This window comes from Pedobacter xixiisoli (genome assembly GCF_900215335.1).
GTDB classification, from domain to species: Bacteria; Bacteroidota; Bacteroidia; order Sphingobacteriales; family Sphingobacteriaceae; genus Pedobacter; species Pedobacter xixiisoli.
Window position 1 is genome coordinate 595,402 of the sequence record NZ_OCMT01000003.1, and the last position, 23,111, is coordinate 618,512.

29 protein-coding genes are annotated in these 23,111 nt (G+C 36.9%); 22 read left to right on the forward strand and 7 right to left on the reverse strand.

Translation table 11 applies throughout. From position 1 onward, the window contains the following. From rplN to rplQ, 19 genes are all read left to right on the forward strand, one after another. Positions 1-369, forward strand: a complete 369-nt coding sequence (gene rplN, locus CRO54_RS14675; protein WP_041878524.1) for a 50S ribosomal protein L14 — start codon at positions 1-3, stop codon at positions 367-369. 1 nt (position 370) lies between these two features. Continuing rightward, the gene (gene rplX / locus CRO54_RS14680) at positions 371-712 is read left to right on the forward strand and encodes a 50S ribosomal protein L24 (protein ID WP_097132825.1); all 342 of its coding nucleotides are present in this window, start codon (positions 371-373) and stop codon (positions 710-712) included. Further along, positions 712-1,278 (forward strand): 50S ribosomal protein L5, encoded by a 567-nt coding sequence (gene rplE / locus CRO54_RS14685; RefSeq protein WP_097132826.1) that lies wholly within the window; start codon positions 712-714, stop codon positions 1,276-1,278. The genes rplX and rplE overlap by 1 nt, the downstream gene beginning before the upstream one ends. Beyond that, a complete protein-coding gene (rpsN, locus tag CRO54_RS14690; RefSeq protein WP_097132827.1) occupies positions 1,278-1,547 on the forward strand; it encodes a 30S ribosomal protein S14 in 270 nt (89 codons plus the stop codon). The genes rplE and rpsN overlap by 1 nt, the downstream gene beginning before the upstream one ends. Positions 1,548-1,715: 168 nt before the next feature. Next, positions 1,716-2,114 (forward strand): 30S ribosomal protein S8, encoded by a 399-nt coding sequence (gene rpsH, locus CRO54_RS14695; RefSeq protein WP_097132828.1) that lies wholly within the window; start codon positions 1,716-1,718, stop codon positions 2,112-2,114. Between the two features lie 18 nt (positions 2,115-2,132). Then, a complete protein-coding gene (rplF, locus tag CRO54_RS14700) occupies positions 2,133-2,690 on the forward strand; it encodes a 50S ribosomal protein L6 (RefSeq protein WP_097132829.1) in 558 nt (185 codons plus the stop codon). Between the two features lie 5 nt (positions 2,691-2,695). After that, on the forward strand, positions 2,696-3,049 hold the full coding sequence (rplR, locus tag CRO54_RS14705) for a 50S ribosomal protein L18 (RefSeq protein WP_097132830.1): 354 nt from the start codon (positions 2,696-2,698) through the stop codon (positions 3,047-3,049). Between the two features lie 17 nt (positions 3,050-3,066). Beyond that, entirely contained in the window at positions 3,067-3,585 is a 519-nt protein-coding gene (gene rpsE, locus CRO54_RS14710) for a 30S ribosomal protein S5 (protein ID WP_097132831.1), read from the forward strand. A 4-nt stretch (positions 3,586-3,589) separates the two neighbouring features. Beyond that, on the forward strand, positions 3,590-3,769 hold the full coding sequence (gene rpmD, locus CRO54_RS14715; RefSeq protein WP_097132832.1) for a 50S ribosomal protein L30: 180 nt from the start codon (positions 3,590-3,592) through the stop codon (positions 3,767-3,769). Between the two features lie 108 nt (positions 3,770-3,877). Beyond that, positions 3,878-4,324, forward strand: coding sequence for a 50S ribosomal protein L15 (gene rplO / locus CRO54_RS14720; protein ID WP_097132833.1), 447 nt, complete (start codon positions 3,878-3,880; stop codon positions 4,322-4,324). Position 4,325: 1 nt separating this feature from the next. Further along, complete coding sequence (gene secY, locus CRO54_RS14725; protein WP_097132834.1) at positions 4,326-5,666, forward strand: preprotein translocase subunit SecY; 1,341 nt, start codon at positions 4,326-4,328, stop codon at positions 5,664-5,666. Next, positions 5,666-6,451 (forward strand): type I methionyl aminopeptidase, encoded by a 786-nt coding sequence (map, locus tag CRO54_RS14730; RefSeq protein WP_097132835.1) that lies wholly within the window; start codon positions 5,666-5,668, stop codon positions 6,449-6,451. Before secY ends, map begins: the two co-directional genes overlap by 1 nt. Positions 6,452-6,523: 72 nt before the next feature. Next, complete coding sequence (gene infA / locus CRO54_RS14735; protein WP_010599888.1) at positions 6,524-6,742, forward strand: translation initiation factor IF-1; 219 nt, start codon at positions 6,524-6,526, stop codon at positions 6,740-6,742. An 81-nt stretch (positions 6,743-6,823) separates the two neighbouring features. After that, a complete protein-coding gene (gene rpmJ / locus CRO54_RS14740) occupies positions 6,824-6,940 on the forward strand; it encodes a 50S ribosomal protein L36 (RefSeq protein WP_010599887.1) in 117 nt (38 codons plus the stop codon). A gap of 73 nt (positions 6,941-7,013) precedes the next feature. Further along, positions 7,014-7,391 carry a 30S ribosomal protein S13 gene (gene rpsM, locus CRO54_RS14745; protein ID WP_097132836.1) on the forward strand — a complete coding sequence of 126 codons (378 nt, stop codon included), beginning with the start codon at positions 7,014-7,016 and terminating at the stop codon, positions 7,389-7,391. Between the two features lie 75 nt (positions 7,392-7,466). Continuing rightward, on the forward strand, positions 7,467-7,856 hold the full coding sequence (gene rpsK, locus CRO54_RS14750) for a 30S ribosomal protein S11 (protein WP_097132837.1): 390 nt from the start codon (positions 7,467-7,469) through the stop codon (positions 7,854-7,856). Between the two features lie 67 nt (positions 7,857-7,923). Beyond that, the gene (rpsD, locus tag CRO54_RS14755) at positions 7,924-8,532 is read left to right on the forward strand and encodes a 30S ribosomal protein S4 (protein ID WP_097132838.1); all 609 of its coding nucleotides are present in this window, start codon (positions 7,924-7,926) and stop codon (positions 8,530-8,532) included. Positions 8,533-8,610: 78 nt separating this feature from the next. Continuing rightward, a complete protein-coding gene (locus CRO54_RS14760) occupies positions 8,611-9,603 on the forward strand; it encodes a DNA-directed RNA polymerase subunit alpha (RefSeq protein WP_097132839.1) in 993 nt (330 codons plus the stop codon). A 129-nt stretch (positions 9,604-9,732) separates the two neighbouring features. Further along, positions 9,733-10,299 carry a 50S ribosomal protein L17 gene (gene rplQ / locus CRO54_RS14765; RefSeq protein ID WP_097132840.1) on the forward strand — a complete coding sequence of 189 codons (567 nt, stop codon included), beginning with the start codon at positions 9,733-9,735 and terminating at the stop codon, positions 10,297-10,299. Between the two features lie 100 nt (positions 10,300-10,399). Here the strand turns inward: rplQ and CRO54_RS21735 are convergent, their stop codons facing one another. The 3 genes from CRO54_RS21735 to pepE all read right to left on the reverse strand — a co-directional run bounded on the left by CRO54_RS21735 (position 10,400) and on the right by pepE (position 11,695). Further along, on the reverse strand, positions 10,400-10,696 hold the full coding sequence (locus CRO54_RS21735) for a GNAT family N-acetyltransferase (RefSeq protein ID WP_205944012.1): 297 nt from the start codon (positions 10,694-10,696) through the stop codon (positions 10,400-10,402). Positions 10,697-10,837: 141 nt separating this feature from the next. Then, positions 10,838-10,963: a hypothetical protein gene (locus tag CRO54_RS21610; protein ID WP_262710546.1), complete on the reverse strand. Its 126-nt coding sequence runs from the start codon at positions 10,961-10,963 to the stop codon at positions 10,838-10,840. Positions 10,964-10,999: 36 nt separating this feature from the next. Then, the gene (gene pepE, locus CRO54_RS14775) at positions 11,000-11,695 is read right to left on the reverse strand and encodes a dipeptidase PepE (RefSeq protein ID WP_097132841.1); all 696 of its coding nucleotides are present in this window, start codon (positions 11,693-11,695) and stop codon (positions 11,000-11,002) included. Between the two features lie 118 nt (positions 11,696-11,813). On the opposite strand from pepE, the gene CRO54_RS14780 reads away from it, so the two are divergent. Further along, positions 11,814-12,995 carry a class I SAM-dependent methyltransferase gene (locus CRO54_RS14780; protein WP_097132842.1) on the forward strand — a complete coding sequence of 394 codons (1,182 nt, stop codon included), beginning with the start codon at positions 11,814-11,816 and terminating at the stop codon, positions 12,993-12,995. Here CRO54_RS14780 and CRO54_RS14785 read toward each other — a convergent pair. After that, positions 12,992-13,483 (reverse strand): murein L,D-transpeptidase catalytic domain-containing protein, encoded by a 492-nt coding sequence (locus CRO54_RS14785; protein WP_205943999.1) that lies wholly within the window; start codon positions 13,481-13,483, stop codon positions 12,992-12,994. The genes CRO54_RS14780 and CRO54_RS14785 overlap by 4 nt on opposite strands. Positions 13,484-13,578: 95 nt before the next feature. After that, positions 13,579-14,376, reverse strand: a complete 798-nt coding sequence (locus CRO54_RS14790) for an FkbM family methyltransferase (protein ID WP_171047921.1) — start codon at positions 14,374-14,376, stop codon at positions 13,579-13,581. Positions 14,377-14,816: 440 nt separating this feature from the next. Between CRO54_RS14790 and dnaK the strand changes: the two genes are divergently transcribed. Beyond that, on the forward strand, positions 14,817-16,724 hold the full coding sequence (dnaK, locus tag CRO54_RS14795) for a molecular chaperone DnaK (protein ID WP_097132845.1): 1,908 nt from the start codon (positions 14,817-14,819) through the stop codon (positions 16,722-16,724). Between the two features lie 561 nt (positions 16,725-17,285). Here dnaK and CRO54_RS14800 read toward each other — a convergent pair. Continuing rightward, positions 17,286-18,185, reverse strand: coding sequence for a nucleotidyltransferase family protein (locus tag CRO54_RS14800; RefSeq protein WP_097132846.1), 900 nt, complete (start codon positions 18,183-18,185; stop codon positions 17,286-17,288). A gap of 48 nt (positions 18,186-18,233) precedes the next feature. Beyond that, complete coding sequence (locus tag CRO54_RS14805) at positions 18,234-19,811, reverse strand: helicase HerA-like domain-containing protein (protein WP_097132847.1); 1,578 nt, start codon at positions 19,809-19,811, stop codon at positions 18,234-18,236. A gap of 355 nt (positions 19,812-20,166) precedes the next feature. Between CRO54_RS14805 and CRO54_RS14815 the strand changes: the two genes are divergently transcribed. Then, positions 20,167-23,109, forward strand: coding sequence for an FAD-binding and (Fe-S)-binding domain-containing protein (locus CRO54_RS14815; RefSeq protein ID WP_240775123.1), 2,943 nt, complete (start codon positions 20,167-20,169; stop codon positions 23,107-23,109). The last annotated feature ends 2 nt before the right edge of the window (positions 23,110-23,111 follow it).

The window sequence follows — 23,111 nt, forward strand, 5'->3', positions numbered from 1 at the left end:
ATGGTACAACAGGAATCAAGATTAAACGTAGCCGATAATAGCGGCGCAAAACAAGTATTGGTTATCCGTGTACTTGGTGGTACTGGTAAACGTTATGCATCAATTGGCGATAAAATTGTAGTAACAGTTAAAAGTGCTTTGCCTTCAGGCAATATCAAAAAAGGTACTGTTTCTAAAGCAGTAGTAGTTAGAACTAAAAAAGAAATCCGTCGTAAAGATGGTTCTTATATCCGTTTTGACGACAATGCAGCAGTATTATTAAATGCTCAAGACGAGCCACGCGGTACACGTATCTTTGGCCCGGTAGCGAGAGAACTGCGTGAAAAACAATTCATGAAGATTGTATCATTAGCACCGGAGGTATTATAAAATGGGAAACAAAGTTAACAAACCAGCTAAGTTAAAAATCCGTAAAGGAGATTTAGTAAAGGTTATCGCTGGCGACTCAAAAGGTCAACAAGGTAAAGTACAAGAAGTACTTGTTGCTAAAAACAGAGTGTTAGTAGAAGGTGTAAACCTTATCTCTAAACACACTAAGCCAAGTGCTGCTACACCTAACGGTGGTATAATTAAAAAAGAGGCTGCTCTTCATATTTCAAACGTACAGTTGGTGGATCCAAAATCTGGTAAAACTACTCGTGTTGGTCGTAAATTAAACGCTGACGGAAAATTAGTTAGAGTTGCTAAAATTTCAGGGGAGGAAATCAAATAATGGCATACGTACCAAGATTAAAAAGCAAATATAAAGAGGAAATTGTTGGTGCTTTAAAGGATAAATTCCAATATAGCAGCGTAATGCAAGTTCCTAAGTTGTTGAAAATTTCAATCAACCAAGGTGTTGGTCGTTACTCAGTAGCTGACAAGAAAATCATCGATAGCTCTATTTTAGAGTTATCTACCATTTCTGGTCAACAAGCTGTAGCAGCTAAATCTAAAAAAGATATCTCAAACTTTAAACTACGTAAAGGCATGCCAGTAGGTGTGAGAGTAACTTTACGTGATAACAACATGTTTGAGTTCTTAGATAGATTAATTTCAGTAGCTTTGCCTCGTATCCGTGATTTCAAAGGTATCAATGATAAAGGATTTGATGGAAAAGGTAACTACACTTTAGGTGTTACTGAGCAAATCATTTTCCCAGAGATCAACATCGATAAAATCAATAAGATTTTAGGTATGGACATTACTTTCGTAACTACTGCCACTACTGATGTTGAAGCATTGGAACTTTTAAAACAATTTGGATTACCATTTAAAAATCAAAAAACTGCAGAATAATGGCAAGAGAAGGTGTAAAAGCTCGCGAAATTAAACGCCAAAAATTAGTAGCTAAATATGCTGAGAAACGTGCAGCATTGAAAGCGGCTGGCGATTACGAAGCATTAGACAAATTACCTAAAAACTCTTCGGCAGTGCGTTTGCACAACCGTTGTAAGTTAACTGGTCGTCCTCGTGGTTACATGCGTACCTTTGGTATCTCAAGGGTAACATTCCGTGAGATGGCGCTAGATGGTAAGATACCAGGAGTTACAAAAGCTAGCTGGTAACTAGAAAAAAGTTATATAAGTTTTTGAGTTATAAGTTGTAAGTTGTATTTTTGCAGCCCTTACAGCTTATGGCTCATTAGCGTATAAGCTACAGAACAGAATATTAACCGATATTAGGTCCGGAAGTCGGGTGACGCGTACGGAAACCAGTATCACAATTTCATAATAATGAATACAGATCCAATAGCGGATTATCTTACAAGATTAAGAAATGCTATCAAAGCAAATCACAGGATTGTAGAAATTCCAGCTTCAAACCTTAAAAAGGAAATTACTAAAGTACTTTTCGACAAAGGTTACATTGCAAACTACAAGTTTGAAGACACAACTGCTCAAGGAGTGATCAAAATCGCGTTAAAATACAACGCAATCAGTAAAATCCCTGCAATCCGTACGTTAACACGTATCAGCAAACCAGGTTTGAGACAGTATGCAGGCGTAGAAAATATGCCAAGAGTATTAAATGGTTTAGGTATCGCAATCTTATCTACTTCTAAAGGTGTAATGACTGATAAAGAAGCAGCCAAATTGAATATTGGTGGTGAGGTATTGTGTCACGTTTATTAATTAAAGGAGATCAGTACAATGTCAAGAATAGGAAAAGCCCCAATTAACGTACCAGCAGGAGTAACCATTACAGTAGGTAAAGATAATTTAGTAACTGTAAAAGGTCCTAAAGGTGAATTAGTACAAGCTGTAGATACAGATATCACTATTTCTCAAGAAGATGGTGTAGTAACTGTACAACGCCCAACAGATCAAAAAAGACACAGAGCTTTACACGGTTTATACCGTTCTTTGATCAACAACATGGTTGTAGGTGTTACAGAAGGTTATAAATTAGAACAAGAGTTAGTTGGTGTGGGTTACCGTGCCAGCAACCAAGGCAATACGCTAGATTTAGTTTTAGGTTATTCTCACCACTATGTGTTCCAGTTACCAGCAGAAATTAAAGTAACTACCACATCAGAAAAAGGTCAAACTCCTAAAATCATTTTAGAGAGTATCGACAAACAATTAATTGGTCAAGTAGCAGCGAAAATCCGTTCGTTACGTGCTCCAGAGCCTTACAAAGGTAAAGGTATCAAGTTTGTTGGTGAAGTGTTAAGAAGAAAAGCAGGTAAATCAGCTTCTAAAAAATAATTAAAATGGCAGGAAAAAAATTATCACGCAGAGAGCGTATTAAAAAAGGTATCAGAAAAAGACTTACTGGATCTGAAAACCGTCCACGTTTATCAGTTTATAGAAGCAATAAAGGTATTTATGCTCAAATCATTAACGATGAAACTGGTAAAACTATAGTTGCAGCATCATCTTTATCTAAAGATTTCAATGCTTCAGGAAACAAATCTGAGCAATCAGCAGCAGTAGGTAAGTTAGTTGCCGAAAAAGCAGTTGCAGCAGGTCTTAAAGAAGTTGTTTTCGACAGAAATGGTTACTTATACCATGGACGTGTAAAATCGTTGGCAGAAGGTGCCCGCGAAGGTGGTCTAGTATTTTAATCATTAAATAAGAGATAATGTCAACTATCAATATAAAAAGAGTAAAAACTAGCGAGATTGAATTAAAAGATCGTTTAGTGAGCATCCAACGTGTTGCTAAAGTAACCAAAGGTGGTCGTACTTTCAGCTTTTCAGCTATCGTAGTTGTAGGTGATGAAAACGGCGTTGTAGGTTACGGATTAGGCAAAGCTAAAGAGGTTACTGAAGCTATCGCTAAAGGTGTAGACGATGCAAAGAAAAACTTGGTAAAAGTTCCTTTGTTAAACGGTACTGTACCTCACGAGCAAATCGGTAAATATTCTGGAGGTTTTGTATTAATTAAGCCTGCTGCTGTAGGTACTGGAGTAATTGCTGGTGGTGCGATGCGTGCTGTACTAGAAAGTGCTGGTATCCACAACGTATTGGCTAAGTCAAAAGGTTCATCAAATCCTCACAACGTGGTAAAAGCTACAGTTGATGCATTAACAAAAATGCGTGACGCTTATACAGTAGCTCAAAACCGTGGTGTAGATTTAAACAAAGTTTTTAACGGATAAGATCATGGCGAAAATTAAAATCACTCAAGTAAAAAGCGTTATCGACAGAAGCGAGCGCCAAAAGAGAACCATGAAAGCTTTAGGTTTATCTAAATTGAACCAAAGTGTTGAGGTTGAAGCAAACGCTGCAATCATCGGCATGGTTAGAAAAGTTAATCACTTAGTAGCTATCGAAGCTATATAATATTATTATCAAAGTTTGCTTAAGATTTATATCTTAGGCAAATTTTTTTTGTTTAATCGTTGTTTCCTGATTAGTGAAAGCGAAGGGGCAACACAATAAAGTTTATAAATGAACTTAAGTAATTTAAAGCCTGCAAAAGGTGCTGTAAAAACAAGTAAGAGAATTGGTCGTGGTCAAGGTTCTGGTCGTGGTGGTACATCAACACGTGGACACAAAGGTGCTGGCTCACGTTCTGGTCATTCTACAAAAGTTGGTTTCGAAGGTGGTCAAATGCCTTTACAACGTCGTGTGCCTAAAGTTGGTTTCAAGCCAATTAACCGTACAGAGTATGTAGGTGTAAACTTAGATGTTTTACAAGGATTAGCTGAGAAATTTAGCTTAACTACTGTAAATTTTGCTACATTGCAAGAACATGGTTTAGCTTCAAAAAATGACCTGGTTAAAATCTTAGGTCGTGGAGAAGTTAAAGCTAAATTAGAAGTTACAGCTCATGCCTTTTCTGCAAGCGCACAAAAAGCAATTGAAGCTGCTGGAGGCTCAATCGTAAAATTGTAAAATGAAGAAGCTATTTACTACTTTAAGTAATATTTGGAAAATCCAAGAATTAAAGGAGCGTATATTATTTACGCTCATGATTCTTATTATCTATAGGTTAGTTTGTCAGGTGGTGTTGCCAGGTGTAGATCCTACTCAACTATCAAATGCACAAAAATCTGGTCTATTAGGTTTGTTAGATATGTTTGCAGGTGGTGCTTTCTCTAAAGCATCAATTGTTGCGTTAGGTGTAATGCCTTACATTTCTGCATCTATTGTGGTGCAGTTATTGGGTATTGCAGTGCCTACTTTCCAAAAAATGCAAAAAGAAGGAGAGAGCGGCCGTAAAAAATTAACGCAATACACTCGTTACCTAACAGTAGCTATTACCATTGTACAGGCAATTGGATATGTTAAAACGCAAGTACCTCAAGAGGCAATTGTAATTAGCCATACCCTTTTCTATTTCTTGTCTGCAGTAGTATTAACAGCAGGTACACTTTTCGTGATGTGGTTGGGTGAGAAAATCACTGACAAAGGTATCGGTAACGGTACATCTTTGATCATCATGGTAGGTATCATAGCTCGTTTACCGATTGCACTTAGTCAAGAGGTAAGTTCTGTATTTGCAGGTAGCGATGGTGGTTTGATTAGATTAGTATTAGAGATCGTTGCTTTATATGCGATCATCATGTTTACTATTTTAATTGTACAAGGTGTACGTAAAGTACCTGTACAATACGCTAAGAGAATTGTAGGTAACAAGCAAGTTGGTGGTGTTAGACAGTATATTCCGTTGAAAGTAAATGCAGCGGGTGTAATGCCTATCATCTTTGCTCAAGCATTAATGTTTGTGCCAAGTGCTTTAATTGGTTTGTTCCCTAATTTGCAAGAAAGTTGGTTGCACCAATATTCAGATATCACTTCGTTAACTTATAGTTTAACATTTGCATTCTTGATTATTGCATTCACATTCTTCTACACGGCAATTACCGTTAACCCAACTCAAATGTCTGATGACATGAAAAAGAATGGTGGCTTTATCCCAGGTGTAAAACCAGGTTTGGCAACTTCTTCTTTTATCGATGACGTAATTTCTAAGATTACTTTCCCAGGATCGTTATTCTTGGCAGTTATTGCTATCCTTCCTTCATTGGCAGTTAAAGTTGGAATTCAGCAAGAGTTTGCCCACTTCTTTGGTGGTACCTCATTGTTGATTTTGGTAGGTGTTGTGTTAGATACATTACAACAAATTGAAAGCTATTTGTTAATGCGTCACTACGATGGTTTAATGAAAACAGGTAGAGTAACCGGACGTTCGGGTATTCCAGCTGCTACAACTACCAGCGGAGCCGCATTATAATGTCTAAAATCCACTACAAATCTCTTGAAGAGATTGAGTTAATTAGAGAAAGCTCATTACTGGTTTCTAAAACTTTGGCAGAAGTAGCCAAAGTGATTAAGCCAGGTATAACAACATTAGCATTAGATAAGCTGGCATACGAGTTCATTAGAGATAACGGTGCGGTGCCAGCTTTTCTTAACTATGGAGGTTTCCCTAACTCCCTTTGTATTTCTCCAAACGAACAAGTCGTTCATGGATTTCCAAATGATTACGTAATTCAAGAGGGAGATTTGATCTCTGTAGATTGTGGCGTAATCAAAAACAACTATTTTGGAGATTCTGCTTATACTTTTTCTATCGGAGAAACCAATGAAGAACAACAGAAACTAGTTAAGGTTACACAAGAGTGTTTAGCTTTTGCGATAGAGAAGGCAGTAGTTGGAATGCGCATAGGTGATATTGCACATGCGGTTCAATTTCATGCTGAGTCTAATGGTTTTGGTGTAGTTAGAGAATTGGTGGGGCATGGTGTTGGAGTAAAGTTGCATGAAAAGCCAGAAGTGCCAAACTACGGGAAACGTGGTAGCGGAATTAAGCTAGAGGAGGGAATGGTTTTGGCAATAGAGCCAATGATCAACGCCGGAACTGCTGCCGTTAAATTTTGGAAAGACGGCTGGACGGTAACGACCAAAGACAACAAACCATCAGCACATTTTGAGCATACTGTTGCGATAAAAAAGGGCAAAGCGGATGTTTTAAGTACTTTTTCGTTAATCGAAGAAGTTTTAAAAGAAAAAAGTTAAAAATTTGAAAAATAATATTTAATTTTGCAACCCTGTTTAATAGACAGCTAATTAAGTAAAAATCAATAGAATATGGCTAAACAAGCCTCAATTGAGCAAGACGGAGTAATAAGAGAAGCATTATCTAATGCCATGTTTAGGGTAGAACTTGAAAATGGACATGAGATTATTGCTCATATATCAGGTAAAATGAGGATGCACTACATCAAGATTTTGCCTGGTGACAAAGTAAAACTAGAAATGTCGCCTTATGATTTGACAAAAGGTAGGATTACTTATAGATACAAATAAATGAAACCATCACAAGCGACCGTCTTCGATTTCAAATTGCTTGTGATAGCTTCATTACCATAGAGAGAAATAAATAAAGCAATGAAAGTTAGATCATCAATTAAAAAGCGTAGCGCTGATTGTAAGATTATTCGTCGTAAAGGAAAACTTTACGTAATCAACAAGAAGAATCCGAAATACAAGCAACGTCAGGGATAATTAAAAACATTGGAACGAGTTCCGCACAACGGTGGCCCGCCGTTCGGTCGTTCATTAAAACACAAATAGAAATATGGCAAGGATTTCAGGTATTGATTTACCAAGAAACAAAAGAGGAGAGATTGGTTTAACTTATATCTATGGTATAGGTAGAACTACTGCACAACGTATTTTAACTACTGCAGGTATCGATCTAAACAAAAAAGTACAAGACTGGTCTGATGATGAGTTATCAGCTATCCGTACTATGATTAACGATGAGATTAAAGTAGAAGGTGCTTTACGCTCTGAGGTTCAATTAAACATCAAACGTTTAATGGATATCGGTTGCTACAGAGGTCTTCGTCACAGAAAAGGTTTACCTGTTCGTGGTCAACGTACTAAAAACAACTCTCGTACTCGTAAAGGAAAGAGAAAAACAGTTGCTAACAAGAAAAAAGCATCTAAATAATAATTAGATTACAGATTTACGGTGGGGGATTACTGAGTTAGTTCAAGTTCGTAAGTCAAATCGTTAAAAAATAACATGGCTAAGAGTAAAAAAGTTACCAAAAAACGTCTTGTTGTGATTGAGCCAGTAGGCGAAGCTCACATCAATGCTACGTTCAACAACATTATTGTTACCTTAACAAATACTAACGGACAAACCATCTCATGGTCATCTGCTGGTAAAATGGGTTTCAAGGGTTCTAAAAAGAACACACCTTATGCTGCAGGTCAAGCTGCTTCAGATTGTGGTAAAGTTGCTTTCGATTTAGGTTTACGTAAAGTAGACGTATTCGTAAAAGGTCCTGGTTCAGGTCGTGAATCTGCAATCAGAACTTTACAAGTAGCAGGTATTGAAGTTTTATCTATTAAAGATATCACTCCACTTCCTCACAATGGTTGTCGTCCTCCAAAGAAAAGAAGAGTTTAATCAATTTAATTTTTAAAGCTAAGAGTCTGCAGCTTCAGGTTGTAAGATACTTTAAAATCACAAAAAAATGGCAAGATACACCGGACCAAAGTCCAAAATCGCCCGTAAATTCAGAGAGCCAATTTTTGGCCCTGATAAAGTACTAGACAGAAAAAACTATCCTCCAGGCCAACATGGTGCTTCTAAAAGAAGAGGAAAGCAATCTGAGTACGCAGTACAGTTAATGGAAAAACAAAAAGTAAAATACACTTATGGTGTGTTAGAAAAACAATTCCGTAACTTGTTTACAAAAGCTTCTTCACGTCAAGGTATCACTGGTGATAACTTGTTACAATTACTAGAGGCACGTTTAGATAATACAGTATACAGATTAGGTATTGCTCCAACTCGTTCAGGTGCTCGTCAATTAGTTAGCCACAAGCACATTACTGTAAACGGTGAAACAGTTAATATTCCTTCATACCAATTAAGAGCTGGTGATGTTGTAGCGGTAAGAGAGAAATCAAAATCTCTTGAAGCGATTTCAAACTCAGTAGCTGGCAGAGCAATCAACAAGTTTTCTTGGTTAGATTGGAATGCTAAAGAATTATCAGGTAAATTCTTGTCATACCCAAATCGTGACGAAATTCCTGAGAACATTAAGGAAAACCTTATAGTCGAGTTGTACTCGAAGTAATCATAACGGTTAAAGCCCTAGTGGCTTTAACTTTTTTATGTTACGCAATATTAATAAACGATCTAAAAACATTAATAAATGGCAATTTTAGCATTTCAGAAACCAGATAAGGTAATCATGCAGAAATCAACTGATTTCGATGGTCAATTTGAATTTCGTCCTTTAGAGCCCGGTTTCGGTGTAACAATTGGTAACGCCCTAAGAAGAATTTTACTTTCTTCATTAGAAGGCTTTGCTATTACCAGTATTCGTTTTTCAGGCGTTTCTCATGAGTTTTCTACTATCAAAGGTGTAGTTGAAGATTTAACAGAAATCATCCTTAACTTAAAACAAGTACGTTTTAAGAAAGTAGGAGAATCTGGCGATTCTGAAAAAATCTTTATCATTATAAATGGTCAAGATCAATTCTTAGCAGGAGATGTTACCAAGTTCTCTAACAACTTTGAGGTTTTAAACCCTGAGTTAGTAATCTGTAACATGGAGAAAACCGTTACTTTGGAAGTTGAATTAACTGTAAACAAAGGACGTGGTTATGTACCTGCAGAAGAGAATAAAGTTTCTGATAGCGTAGTTGGTGTAATTGCAATCGATTCGATTTTTACGCCAATGAAAAATGTAAAATACACGATTGAGAACTATCGTGTTGAGCAAAAAACAGATTACGAGAAATTAATCTTAGATATTTCTACTGATGGTTCTATCCACCCAGAAGAGGCTTTAAAAGAAGCCGCTAAGATTTTGATCCAGCACTTTATGTTATTCTCTGATGAGAACTTAGTATTGGAATCTCAAGCTAAAGAAGAAACTAAAGAAGTTGATGAGGAAATTTTACACATGCGTAAAATCCTTAAAACTGAATTAGTTGATTTAGATTTATCTGTACGTGCATTAAACTGCTTAAAGGCAGCTGATATCCGTACTTTAGCTGATCTAGTTTCTTATGATGTTGCTGATATGTTAAAATTCAGAAACTTCGGTAAGAAGTCATTAACTGAAATCCAAGAATTGGTAAAATCTAAACAATTATCGTTTGGAATGAACCTTTCTAAATTCAAGTTAGACGAAGAGTAATTCAGTTTTCGGTAGGCAGTTTCCAGTTTGGAAATTGAATATTGGAGTTTGGATAATTAATATTATTCACTGTGTGTAATTCCCTCAGATTAAGTTCAAAGAGACGGTACACACTTTATAAACAAAAAAATGAGACACGGTAAAAAACACAACCACTTAGGAAGAACTACTTCGCATAGAAAAGCGATGTTGGCAAATATGGCTTCTTCTTTGATTACTCACAAGAGAATCACTACTACATTAGCTAAAGCAAAAGCTTTACGTGTTTATGTAGAGCCAATCATCACTAAATCTAAAAACGATACTACTCACTCACGTCGTACAGTATTTGCTTACTTACAAAACAAAGAGGTAGTAACAGAATTGTTCCGTGATGTAGCTGCTAAAGTTGCTGATCGTCCAGGTGGTTATACTCGTATTATCAAATTAAACAATCGTTTAGGTGATAACGCGGAGATGGCTTTAATCGAACTAGTAGATTATAACGAGGTTTACGGTAAAGATGCAGCTGCTGCTGAAAAGAAAACTACTCGTAGAGGAAGAACAAAAGCTAAAAAAGCTGATGCTCCTGCTGCAGAAGTAAAAGAAGCGGCTCCAGTTGCTGAAGCTAAGGAAGAAGTTGCTGAGGCACCAGTTGCTGAAGAAACTGTTCCAGAAGCACCAGCTGCTGATGATGCAGAAGAGCAAAAAGCGTAATCTAACTAACTTATTATTATGCTTAACCCTTTAGGATTTTCCTAAAGGGTTTTTTTATTTTTAAACTTTTTTGTTGTGATAGAATAAGTTTAATGGTGGGTTAATTTGTGGGTTTATACTGTAAATGATTTAGTCTTTTACCAACTAGAGTTTTTTCACCAACGATCTCGAAACCTAATTTCAAATATAATTTCTGCGCATCGGGGTTGTCTATATTAACAAGTAAGCCCAGTGTCTCTTTTTGTTTGTGTACGTATTCATCAATTAAGAATTTGAATATTTTTGAGCCTATACCTTTACCTTGTTGACTGGGATTGACGCCAACGCAATCGATATAGTATTCTCCCGCTTCAGTTTCGTCTTCTGGATTGAAGTTACTATTGAATGAGGATTTTATTTTGGCTGCTACTGGTGCTCTTAGTTCGGTTAACTTAGACCCTTCGTAATATTAAAGCAGCTGCAATAATTTCATCCTCAGCTACAACTACCCAACAATTCTCGTAAGAATATTGATTGTTAGGTTCTTGTATCAGGCTAATCAATAAATGAACAGCTTTTCTTGATTGTTTTCTCCAATAAAATGATAAACGATTTCTTCCATTGCCAAGAAGATATAATTTGCGATGACTGTAGATTCTTCTCGTTTTGCTTTTCTAATTAACATTTGTCGCTATTTTTGGTGTATTGGATATTATTGGTTTTAGTGAATCACAGTCCCTGCCTCTATCTCATAAGCAGCTTTTCCGTTCTCAAATATTCTAGTTAGTTGAGTTCCTTCTACGGTTATTTGATTTCCAATTCTTCGTATCCAATTTCCTTCTCGTAAACCCACAACTTTAATCTCATTCTGGGTTAAAAACTCTTGGATCCTAGTCTCCCTAGTCTCGCCGTTATGTTTGATTTCTGGAGTTGTATCTAAGTAGTGTGGATTAATATTAAAAGGTACTAAGCCCATACAGTCGAAACTTGACGGATAAACAATTGGCATATCATTAGTGGTTTTCATGTTGATGCCGCCGATGTTACTACCAGCACTACAACCTAAATAAGGTTTTCCGTTCGTTACGCGTTCTTTAAGAACTTCCATCAAACCTAGTTCATGCAATGTCTTTACCAATAAGAAGGTATTCCCACCGCCCGTAAAAAATCCTTTGGCATTCTCTACTGCTGTGATTTTGTCATCGAACTCATGAAGTCCTTTGACGTTAATTCCTATTTCTGCGAAAAAAGTAGCGGCTTTTTGGGTGTAGTCTTCGTGAGATATGCCGCTGGGTCTCGCAAACGGAATGAAGATGATTTCATCCACTCCGTTGTATAGTTGAACAATTTCGGGTTTTAGATAAGCTAAATATTGTTCTCCAAATAGTGTGGATGTTGAAGCCAGTATAATGTTCATGATTGAATATGATTTGTACAAAGATCAAAGATAAGGAGGTGTAAGGTAAGAAATGACCGATATTCAATTATTATTAAGCTTTAGTGTATTACTTTTGTAGTATATAAATCGATGTAAAATGAGTAAGCAGAGCGATATATTGTTTGTGGCCCAATTGGAGGAAAGTTTAAACAGCAGTACTTTTGTAAAATTAGCACTAGGTAATTACAAAGGGAAGGAAGAGGGCTTAAAACAACTCTATATCAAGCCTGTTGTGATAAAGAATAAGAAGATGCTAGCTTTTAACTTTCGTTATCAAACCAGAGATATTTTTAAGAATTTCTCAGAGGAAGAGAGCTTAACATTGATTAAAAATTATATAAATGAAGGATTCAATATTGCCACGCTATTTACAGCGAGTGAAGAATCTATCCTAGAGAAAACGGTAAAAGGTACATTTCGTTTAAGAACGGCTGCATTAACACAGAAAAAAGAAGTGAATCTAGCGCATGACAAAGAAAAGAAACGTTTGATTTTAGCGAAGGATAATATCTACTTGAAAGAGTTGGGGTTGACTGGTGCAGATGGCGTAGTTTTCAAAAATGGTCAAGATAAATACAAGCAGATAAACCAATATATCGAAATTTTAAGTTCGTTGATAAAAGAGTTTCCAGTTGGTACGATTAACAATGTGGTTGATATGGGCTCTGGTAAAGGTTATCTGACTTTTGCGCTCTACGATTATTTGTTAAACCATCAGCAGAAAGCTAACGTAGTAGGCGTAGAGTTTAGAAGAGATATGGTGGATTTGTGCAATGCAATTGCTGGAATGGCTAGCTTTGACCAGCTTTCTTTTGTAGAGGGCACAATTGATAGCTATGACAATGACCAAATTAACTTGCTGATAGCGTTACACGCCTGTGATACCGCAACTGACGACGCCATTTACAAAGGAATAAAGGCTAATGCAGAACTGATTGTAGTTGCTCCATGCTGTCATAAACAAATTCGTAGAGAGATAGAAAAGGGTAAGGCTAAAAATGAGCTGAATTTTTTAACCAAACATGGGATATTTTTAGAAAGGCAAGCGGAAATGGTTACAGATGGTTTACGAGCTTTAATCTTGGAATATTTCGGTTATAAAACTAAAGTGTTCGAATTTGTGTCTGATGTGCATACGCCTAAGAATGTGTTGGTGGTTGGGATTAGGAATAAGGAACAAGGAGCAACGAACAAAGATGAAATTCTTCAGAAGATAAAAGATACCAAAGCTTATTTTGGCATTGGCTATCATCATTTGGAGAGACTATTTAGTCTTTAATTATAAATCCACAATAAAACGGCTTTCTTTTTCTTAATGAGCAACCTATCTATTTGAGACATTTTATCGTCGGAAATGACAGGGCAGCCTGCGCTTTGACCAAATAAGGTTTGTGGATATATTTCGTAGTTTGGAATAGGCGTGTAAGAATGTAAAACCACTATTCGTTTAAACGCATTGTTATTGGTTTCTTCTAAACCGTACATTTTGTAATGAATGTTAATGCCCCAATTGCTGTAAGCCCTATTTTTTACTTTGTACTTTCCTAGAGAAGTACAATTACTGCCTACTTTGTTGCTAAATACAGGTTTGTTAGCGGTACTTCCACCACCAACACCGTGAGCACATAAACCGGAGATAATGGTTTTCTTTTGCTGAAAATCGTAGACAAACAATCGGTTTTTACCAGATGGGATACTCATATCTATCATCACACAAATGCTAGTATCTAGATGATTTTTCTTCGCAAAGGTGAATGCTTCAGTCAACTTTTTCGGCTCAATTAAAGAGGGTTGAAAGATTGAACAGGTTATAAGTAAGAGCAATATTTTGATGTTTAGCATTTCAATGTTGGTTCTTAATGCTAAAGTTTAGTTTTTACTGCATAAATCATTTTCAGCTCGTGGTTTTGTTCTGGAGTGTAGATTTGAAAGTTAAAAGGTGCTAAATCTTTTTCCAAATCTTTGATAGTGTAAGGCTCGTGTAGTTCAATAAGAATGGAATTTACTTTAGATAACCACTCGTTATTGTTCCCTAAAAGTCGCTGTTCTGCACCTTCAATATCAATTTTTAAAAGGTCTATTTCTTTAATTTGATGGTCTGCAATTAAATCAGGCATCGTAAGCGTAGCTACCGTAATCGCATCAATTTCTTTCTCAATATCTACTTCTATTTTAAAATTGTAGGCAAGCTCAGTGTTTGAAATTTTGATATTTGTAGTCTCGTCGTAAATGGCACCAAAAATAGGGTAGGTGTTTTTAAATTGTTGGACGTTTTTTTTCAACTGAACATAATTGTCAGTTTCCATTTCTACAGCATATACATTTGCTTCGGGGTATTTTGATTTGAAATAAATGGAAGCTAAGCCTATGTTGGCACCTAAATCTACAATGGTGCTGTATTGTTTGACTTTTAAGGATGCTGGGACTTGATAACATTGTGCCCAAAAAACCTCGTAAAAAATATCGATGTCGCCTGTATAGGTTCTGAGATTTAAATCTACTTTCTGGCCGTTCAGCAGTAATTTATAGAGCACACCCTCAATGGTAGATTTGTTTTTTGCCTTGCGAAAGCGAATTAGGTTCTTGAAAAACTTGATGCTCCCTAAGGGATTTCTAAAGATGGAAGTGCTGTAAAATAGTTTAGATAGTAGATGTTTCATTTGAGGAAAGATAGTGCGAATAAAAATAATATCAAAGGGATAGGTTTGCATTTGGGTTAGAACAAGCTTTTGTTAATTAAACCTGATGGTAGCGGATATATCCCGATTTAACCATCTATCTTTATTGTTTTATGGTATGCTTGTTTATTGCACAGGTTTCATCGGGAATAGCAGCGTACAGCAGGACTAGAATAGCCACGAACTACTGACATTCATTTTCAAATCATCTTAAGCCTTAAGACTTGCCTTTAGTTTCTAGTCTTTGTTCTTTACTATTTGTTCATTATTCTTTAGTGTTTCTGACAAGCTGTCAGCAATGATTTGAGTTTTCTTTTACATTTTAACAGTTTTTTTTGACAAAATTCTGCCAAAACCCTATTGGCACATCACTTGTTAATAGGAAGTAGAACTAAAAAATAACAAAAGAAATATATAATAAAATGGGAAAAATAATTGGTATAGACTTAGGAACTACGAACTCTTGTGTTGCGGTAATGGAGGGTAACGAACCTGTGGTTATTGCAAACAGCGAGGGTAAACGTACTACGCCATCTATTGTTGCTTTTACAGAAAACGGCGAGCGCAAAGTTGGCGAGCCTGCGAAACGTCAGGCAATCACAAACCCAACAAAAACAATTTACTCTATTAAGCGCTTTATGGGTAGCAGCTTTGGTGAAGTTGATAAAGAAGTTGGAAGAGTACCTTATAAAGTGGTAAAAGGTGATAACAACACTCCACGTGTTGAGATTGACGATAGAAAATATACGCCACAAGAAATTTCGGCAATGGTTTTGCAGAAAATGAAAAAAACCGCTGAAGATTTCTTAGGTCAAGAAGTTACAGAAGCTGTAATTACAGTGCCTGCTTACTTTAACGATGCGCAACGTCAAGCTACTAAAGAAGCTGGTGAAATTGCTGGTTTAACAGTAAAACGTATCATTAACGAGCCTACTGCAGCTGCTTTAGCTTATGGTTTAGATAAAGCACACAAAGACATGAAAATTGTGGTGTTTGACTGTGGTGGTGGTACACATGACGTTTCTGTTTTGGAATTAGGTGATGGCGTATTTGAAGTAAAATCTACTGATGGTGATACTCACTTAGGTGGTGACGACTTTGATCACATTATCATTGATTGGTTAAACGATGAGTTTAAAGCTGAAAACAGCATGGATCTTTCTAAAGACCCAATGGCTTTGCAACGTTTAAAGGAAGCTGCTGAGAAAGCTAAAATTGAGTTATCTAGCACAACTTCTACAGAAATTAACTTACCATACATTACTGCCGATGCGAGTGGCCCTAAACACTTAGTGCGTACTTTATCTCGTGCTAAATTTGAGCAATTAGCTGATAGCTTAATCAAACGTACTATCGATCCATGTAAATCTGCTTTGAAAAATGCTGGTTTATCTGTTGGTGATATCGACGAAATTATCTTAGTAGGTGGTTCAACTCGTATTCCTGCAATTCAGGATGCAGTGAAAGCTTTCTTCGGTAAAGAGCCTTCTAAAGGTGTAAATCCTGATGAAGTTGTGGCAATTGGTGCTGCTATTCAAGGTGGTGTATTAACTGGTGATGTGAAAGATGTATTGTTGTTAGATGTTACTCCACTTTCTTTAGGTATCGAAACTATGGGTGGTGTAATGACTAAATTAATCGAGTCTAACACAACTATCCCTACTAAAAAAACAGAGACTTTTTCTACAGCAGCAGATAGCCAACCATCGGTAGAAATCCACATTTTACAAGGTGAGCGTCCAATGGCAGCTCAAAACCGTACAATTGGTCGTTTCATGTTAGATGGAATTCCACCAGCGCCACGTGGTGTACCTCAAATTGAAGTTGCTTTTGATATTGATGCTAACGGTATTTTACACGTAAGTGCTAAAGATAAAGCTACTGGCAAAGAGCAAAAAATCCGTATCGAGGCTTCATCTGGTTTAACTGATGCTGAAATTCAGAAAATGAAAGAAGAAGCTGAGGCTAACGCTGAGGCAGATGCTAAACAGAAAGAAGAAGTTGATAAAATTAACAGCGCTGATGCTTTAATCTTCTCTACTGAAAAACAGTTAAAAGAGTTTGGTGACAAATTATCTGATGATAAAAAAGCTCCAATAGAAGAAGGTTTGAAAAAACTGAAAGAAGCTCATGCTGCTCGTAACTTCGCTGATATCGAAGCTGCACAAACTGAGTTGCAAAATGCTTGGAATGTTGCTTCTGAAGAGATGTACAAAGCAGGTAACGAAGGTCAACCACAAGGTGATGCTGGACAAGCTGAGCCTCAACAAGGTGGTGATACCGTAACTGATGTTGATTACGAAGAAGTAAAAGACGAAGAGAAGAAATAAGCCTCTAGTCTGAAAGTTTAGAGACTGAAAGTTCGAAAGATTTTTAGTGCTGAATTAAAATAAAAAGCGTTGCTGATTAAATTCAGTGACGCTTTTTTGCTACAAATCGTCCTTGCGAGGCACGAAACAATCTTTTATAGTTTAGCCTTTTTGAAAACGAAATCAGCCTTTCATAGCAATTCCAGCCCCGCTAACCTGTCCCGATACTTCGGGATCCGTTCCTATCTTTTTGTCTTCTGCCTGCTCACTTCCGGGTCATTGCAAGGAGGAACGATGAAGCAATCTTTCTTGGATCTTGCCAACAAAAAGGATATTCGCTTCTGTCAGGTTTAAATAACTAAAACGAGCATAACCATTAACCAATGTGGCTAAAGCCCAAAGCAAATTGCATAAAACCGTTGGCTAAAGCCAACGGCAATGAACTGAAATGGCGAAGGCTAACGGTAAAGAATTTAAATAGCTAAAGCTGACGGCAATAAATTGCTAAGTAAACAAAAAAGGTCCTGCTGAATTAGCAGGACCCTAATTTTATATAGGCTAAAATGCTTTAACTAATAAGCATTATTTCCATAGGTTTTCAGGATATTCTCCATTTTTTACAAGCTCATCAATAGAAGCCTGAACCACTGGTTTGTCTTCTTTGTAAGTAACCCCAAACCAAGTATTATCGGTCGGGATGCTCCTGAAATCGGCACTGCTATTTTTGATTAAAATATCAGCTATCAAAGGGATAAAAAATTCCGCTTTAGGTTTGTCTTTGTGAGATAGTGCAAATTTTACAAACTCCTGTTCAGTAATTTTGAATACAGCAGGTGTAAAGCCCCAAAAATTCATTGAAACGGGATTATCGAAAGATAGAGGATATTCTTTGTCATCTTCCTCGTAAACTACTGCCCCATCTTTACCGTAAACTTTTGTACGTTCATTAATAGCAGTGATATTACCAGTATCATCCACATCGCAAACACCTCTAGAAACTGCTCCAAAATCTGATAAAGTTTTACCTATTTTGTATCCTACGATTGAAAATTGGCTATCTGTCACATCTGTTGTTAGAAAATCAGCCATTTTTTTGAACGCATCATAACCATAAAAGTCGTCAGCATTGATGATACAAAATGGTTCTTTAACTATATCTCTTCCAGAAAGCATGGCGTGGGCAGTGCCCCAAGGTTTTTCTCTATAAATTTCTTCCTCAATACCAAATTGCTTAAGATCGAAGTTTTGATATACGTAATCTACGTCAATTTTACCTTTCAACTTCTCGTCAAAAATTGCTCTAAAGTTGTCGGCAAATTCTTCTTTAATGATGAATACTACTTTTCCAAATCCAGCTTTAATTGCATCATATATAGAGTAATCTATGATGGTCTCGCCATTAGGACCAAAACCATCAATTTGTTTCATGCTACCATAGCGGCTTGCCATGCCGGCAGCCAAAATTAGTAATGTTGGTTTCATTAACTATTTAGTTTTTAAATGAATATTAGTTGTTTCCAAAGTTAAGTTTTAGAATCCAAAAAGCCCACCACCTTTTGATTTAGTTGTGCGACTTTTTTTTCCAGTTAGCATACCAAATATACCTCGTACAATTTCTTTTCCTATTTGTCGGGTAATGGTTGCTCCCATAATCTCTTCCACTAAACTCTTTTCTACTCGCTTTGTTTTGTTTTCTTGCTCAATTCTTTTGTTTTCCTCTTCTTCGGCTTTAGCCTGATGTTCGGTAGCGAGTTTTTCATTCACTCTATCTGTTAACATCTCGAAAGCACTAATTGGATCTTTGGTCTCCTTGTATTTACTGTTAAGTGGACTAGCTTGCATCAATTTCTCACAATCTACAGCAGCCATTGGCCCCATTACGGCTTTAGGTGGCGTTAATAAAGTTGCGGCAACTTCTGTTGGTATACCTTTCTCATTTAAAACGGTAATCAAAGCTTGTCCAGTTCCTAAAGAAGTCAATACTTTATCAATGGCATAAAAGTCAGATCTTGGGTAAGTATTCACGGTTTTCTTTAAGTTGTCTACATCGTTAGGCGTAAAGGCTCTTAAAGCGTGTTGTACTCTGTTCCCTAATTGAGATAATACACTTTCTGGAATATCCATCGGAGATTGTGTGCAGAAGAAAACACCAATTCCTTTAGACCTAATTAACCTGATAATGGTGTTGATTTGCTCTAAAAATGCTTTCGGCGCATCGTTGAACAACAAATGAGCTTCATCAAAAAAGAAAACCAACTTGGGTTTGTCCAAATCGCCTGCTTCTGGCATGATTTGGTAAATTTCTGCCAATAAGCTTAGTAGAAATGTAGAGTAAAGCACTGGCTGACTTTGAACATCAGCAATATTTAGCAAGCTAATTACACCTTTGCCATCAATGCGGTTAAACAAATCTTCAATATCGTAAGAAGTCTCACCAAAAATACCTCCTAAACCTTGTTGTTCTATCGCAACTATTTTTCTTAATATGGTACTTGATGTAGACGCAGAAATAGAACCGTAGGTAGATTTTATTTCCTTTGCTCCATCTCCTTCAGATAGGTAGCCCAATAATTTCTTCAAATCATTAAGGTCTACTACAGGCATTTTGTTATCATCAGCATACTTAAAAATAACAGCTAATACGCCCGACTGTGTATCGTTAAGTTCTAATATTTTCGATAAAAGTACAGGGCCAAATTCTGTAACCGTAGCTCGCATTTGCGCACCTAGTTTTCCACTTAAGGAGTAGAGCTCAATCGGAAACCCGCTAGGTGTAAAAGGTTTGTTTAACTGCTGTGCCCGCTCTTCAATTTTAGCATTGGTAGCACCAGCTTGATTAAGACCAGACAAGTCACCCTTTACATCTAACATAAATACGGGAACGCCAGCATCAGACAGTTGTTCTGCAAGTAATTGTAAGGTTCTTGTTTTGCCAGTACCTGTTGCGCCAGCAATAAGACCGTGTCTATTCATCATTCTCAGAGGAAGATTCACTTCTGCTTCTGCCAAGGTTTCTCCATCTAACATCCCTGCACCCAAATAGATAGAGGCGCCAGTGGGAGCGTAAGAAGTTTTTATTTTCTCTATAAAAGAAGTCTTATTATTCATAGTGCATAATTTGATACGGTAAATTAGTAAACAATTTTCACTATTTAGGCTTTATTTTAATGGATAATTAATTTCTAAAATTTCAAATTATCTACCTAGAAAACTAATGCTTCACAAACGTTTGTGCCCATTTTTCTGTAAATACAAATTCGATTTGTTCCGCAAAGCGATATTAGCCAGCTTTCTTGAAGAGGGGAATTCTAACTATAGAACCCAATAAATAGTGCTTTAATTTGGAGGTATCATAGCACTTATAAACAAACGTTTGTGACGATTTAAGTGCAATTTCGATGTTATGCTGTTTTTTGCCGTTTTTGTTTTCAAAAAACGCAACTAAAATACTTAAATTTACCATGTGTCAAATCTCACCAACCTAATCGCCTCTTTCGAAAAGCTAAATGTTAGTTTTAGCGGAGAATTATTTTTCGACAATTCTGCAACTCATGAAGCGCAGAAACTGGTTTATTCTACAGATGCTTCTGTATATCAAGAGAAACCTCTAGCGGTTGCTGTACCCAAAACGAAGGAAGATATTGCTAAGCTGATTGCTTTTGCCAATGAGCATCATTTAACACTTATTCCAAGAGCAGCTGGAACTTCTTTAGCTGGTCAGGTGGTAGGAAATGGACTGATTGTAGATATTTCAAAATACTTTAATCAGATATTAGAAATTAATCAGGAAGAGCAGTATGTAAAAGTACAGCCAGGAGTGATTAGGGATGATTTAAATGTTGCTTTGCGGCCTTTTGGGCTAATGTTCGGTCCAGAAACTTCTACGGCCAACAGAGCAATGATTGGTGGAATGATTGGCAACAACTCTTGTGGCTTACACTCTATCGTTTGGGGAGATACCCGCGGAAATCTGTTAGAAGTACAGGGATATTTGAGCAATGGACAAGAAGTAACTTTCGGTAAACTTTCGTTCGCCGAATTAGCTGAAAAAGCGAAGCTGAATAGTTTGGAAGGTGTGATTTACAAAGGAGTTTCCGAGATGGTTAACAATCCCAGTAACATTGATGCCATAGAAAAGGGTTATCCCAAAAAGTCATTAACGAGAAGAAATACAGGTTATGCATTAGATTTTCTAATTCCTGAGGAAGGAAAGGAAAGCTTTAACATGTGTGAATTAGTAGCCGGTTCTGAAGGTACTTTAGTTTTTATAACCGAAGCAAAGCTGAAATTATTGCCGTTGCCTCCCAAAAAGGATGCTTTGGTTTGTGTGCACTTTAATTCGCTAGCGGAATCACTTTTAGCTAATATCGTCATTCTGAAACATCAGCCGATGGCTTCAGAACTGGTAGATAAATACATCATGGACTTTACGAAAGGTCATCCTGTTTATCAGCATAATAGATTTTTTATAGAAGGTGAACCAGAGGCTTTGTTAATGGTTGAGTTTTTCGCTGAAACTCAGCAGGAGCTAGATTTCAAGACATCAGCTTTGATAGCGGATTTAAAACTCGTTGGTTTGGGCTACGCCTATCCGGTAGTTTATGGACCGCAAACTAAATTAGCTTGGGATGTGCGTAAAGCTGGTTTGGGACTCATCAGGAACTTGCCAGGGGATAGTCAACCAGTTAATTTAATTGAAGATTGTGCGGTTGCGCCAGAAGATTTGCCAGCCTATATTGAAGAGCTTAAAGAGATATTGGATAAGTACAATTTAAAAGCTTCGTATTACGCTCACGCAGGTGCTGGAGAACTGCATGTAGAACCAATGATTAACCTCAAAACTTCTGAAGGGAAGGAACTTTTTAGAACAGTTTTGAAAGAAACGGCAGCGTTGGTTAAAAAACATCAAGGCTCTTTAAGTGGCGAACATGGTGATGGACGTTTAAGAGGTGAATTTATTAAAGATGTTCTTGGCGAAGAGGTTTACGAATTACTCAAGGAAGTAAAACAATTATTCGACCCAACAGGTATTTTCAACGCGAATAAGATTGTAGATACACCGCCAATGAACGAGTTTTTGCGTTACGAAGCGGATAAAGAAATCAAACCAATTAAAACTATTTTCGATTTTTCTAAGAACGAAAGTATTTTAAGGTTGGCAGAAAAATGTTCTGGTTCGGGCGATTGCAGAAGAACTCATATTTCGGGCGGTACTATGTGTCCGTCGTATATGGCAACCCGACAAGAAAAAGACACCACCAGAGCTAGAGCCAATATCTTACGTCAGTTTTTAACTAATTCGCAGGGCGATAATCCTTTCAATCATAAAGAAATTAAGGAAGTGATGGATTTATGTTTAAGCTGTAAAGGCTGTAAATCCGAATGCCCATCAAGTGTGGACGTAGCCAAAATGAAAGCCGAATTTTTGCAACACTATTACGATGCTAATGGAGTTCCGTTCCGAACTAGAGTAATAGCCAATTTTACCAAGTCGCAAGCTTTGGGAGCCATTGTGCCAAGTGTTTATAATGCTTTAATTGCGAATACTTTTACAAGTAAATTAATCAAAAAAATAATTGGGTTTGCTCCAGACCGCTCTTTGCCAAAAGTAGGTAAAACCACTTTGCATAGCTGGAAAAAACAACATGATAAAAAGCATAAAGCACAAGTTGGAAATAAGAAAGTTTATCTATTCTGTGATGAATTTACCAATTACAATGATGTGGAGGTTGGGATTACTGCCATCAAATTATTAGAGAAATTAGGTTATGAAGTAATTATTCCTCAACATGTAGAAAGCGGAAGAACTTATTTGTCGAAAGGCTTATTGCGTGATGCCAAAGCATTAGCAAATAAAAATGTGACGTTGTTAGCAGATTTGGTAAATATCGATACACCTTTGTTAGGGGTAGAACCATCTGCCTTGTTAACGTTTAGAGATGAATATCCAGAACTAGTAGATGCTCATTTGGTGCAGAAGGCAAAGCATTTAGCGCAAAATGCTTTCTTGATTGAGGAGTTCTTGTTGCAAGAATTTGAAGCAAATAAAATCAGTACTGATCAATTTACTTCAGATTATCAGTTGGTGAAGTTGCACGGACACTGTTATCAGAAATCTTTAAATGCATTAACGCCAACAGAGAAAATCTTAGGAATGCCAGCCAATTACAAGGTTGAAATGATACCATCTGGCTGTTGCGGTATGGCAGGTTCATTTGGTTACGAAAAAGAACATTACGAGGTTTCGATGCAAGTAGGGGAGTTGGTTTTATTACCAGCAGTGAGAAAGGCATCAGAAGATACCATTATTGCTGCTGCTGGTACAAGTTGTAGGCATCAAATTAAGGATGGAACAGAAAGATTAGCGAAGCACCCAGTAGAGATACTGTGGGAAGCTTTGAAATAAAA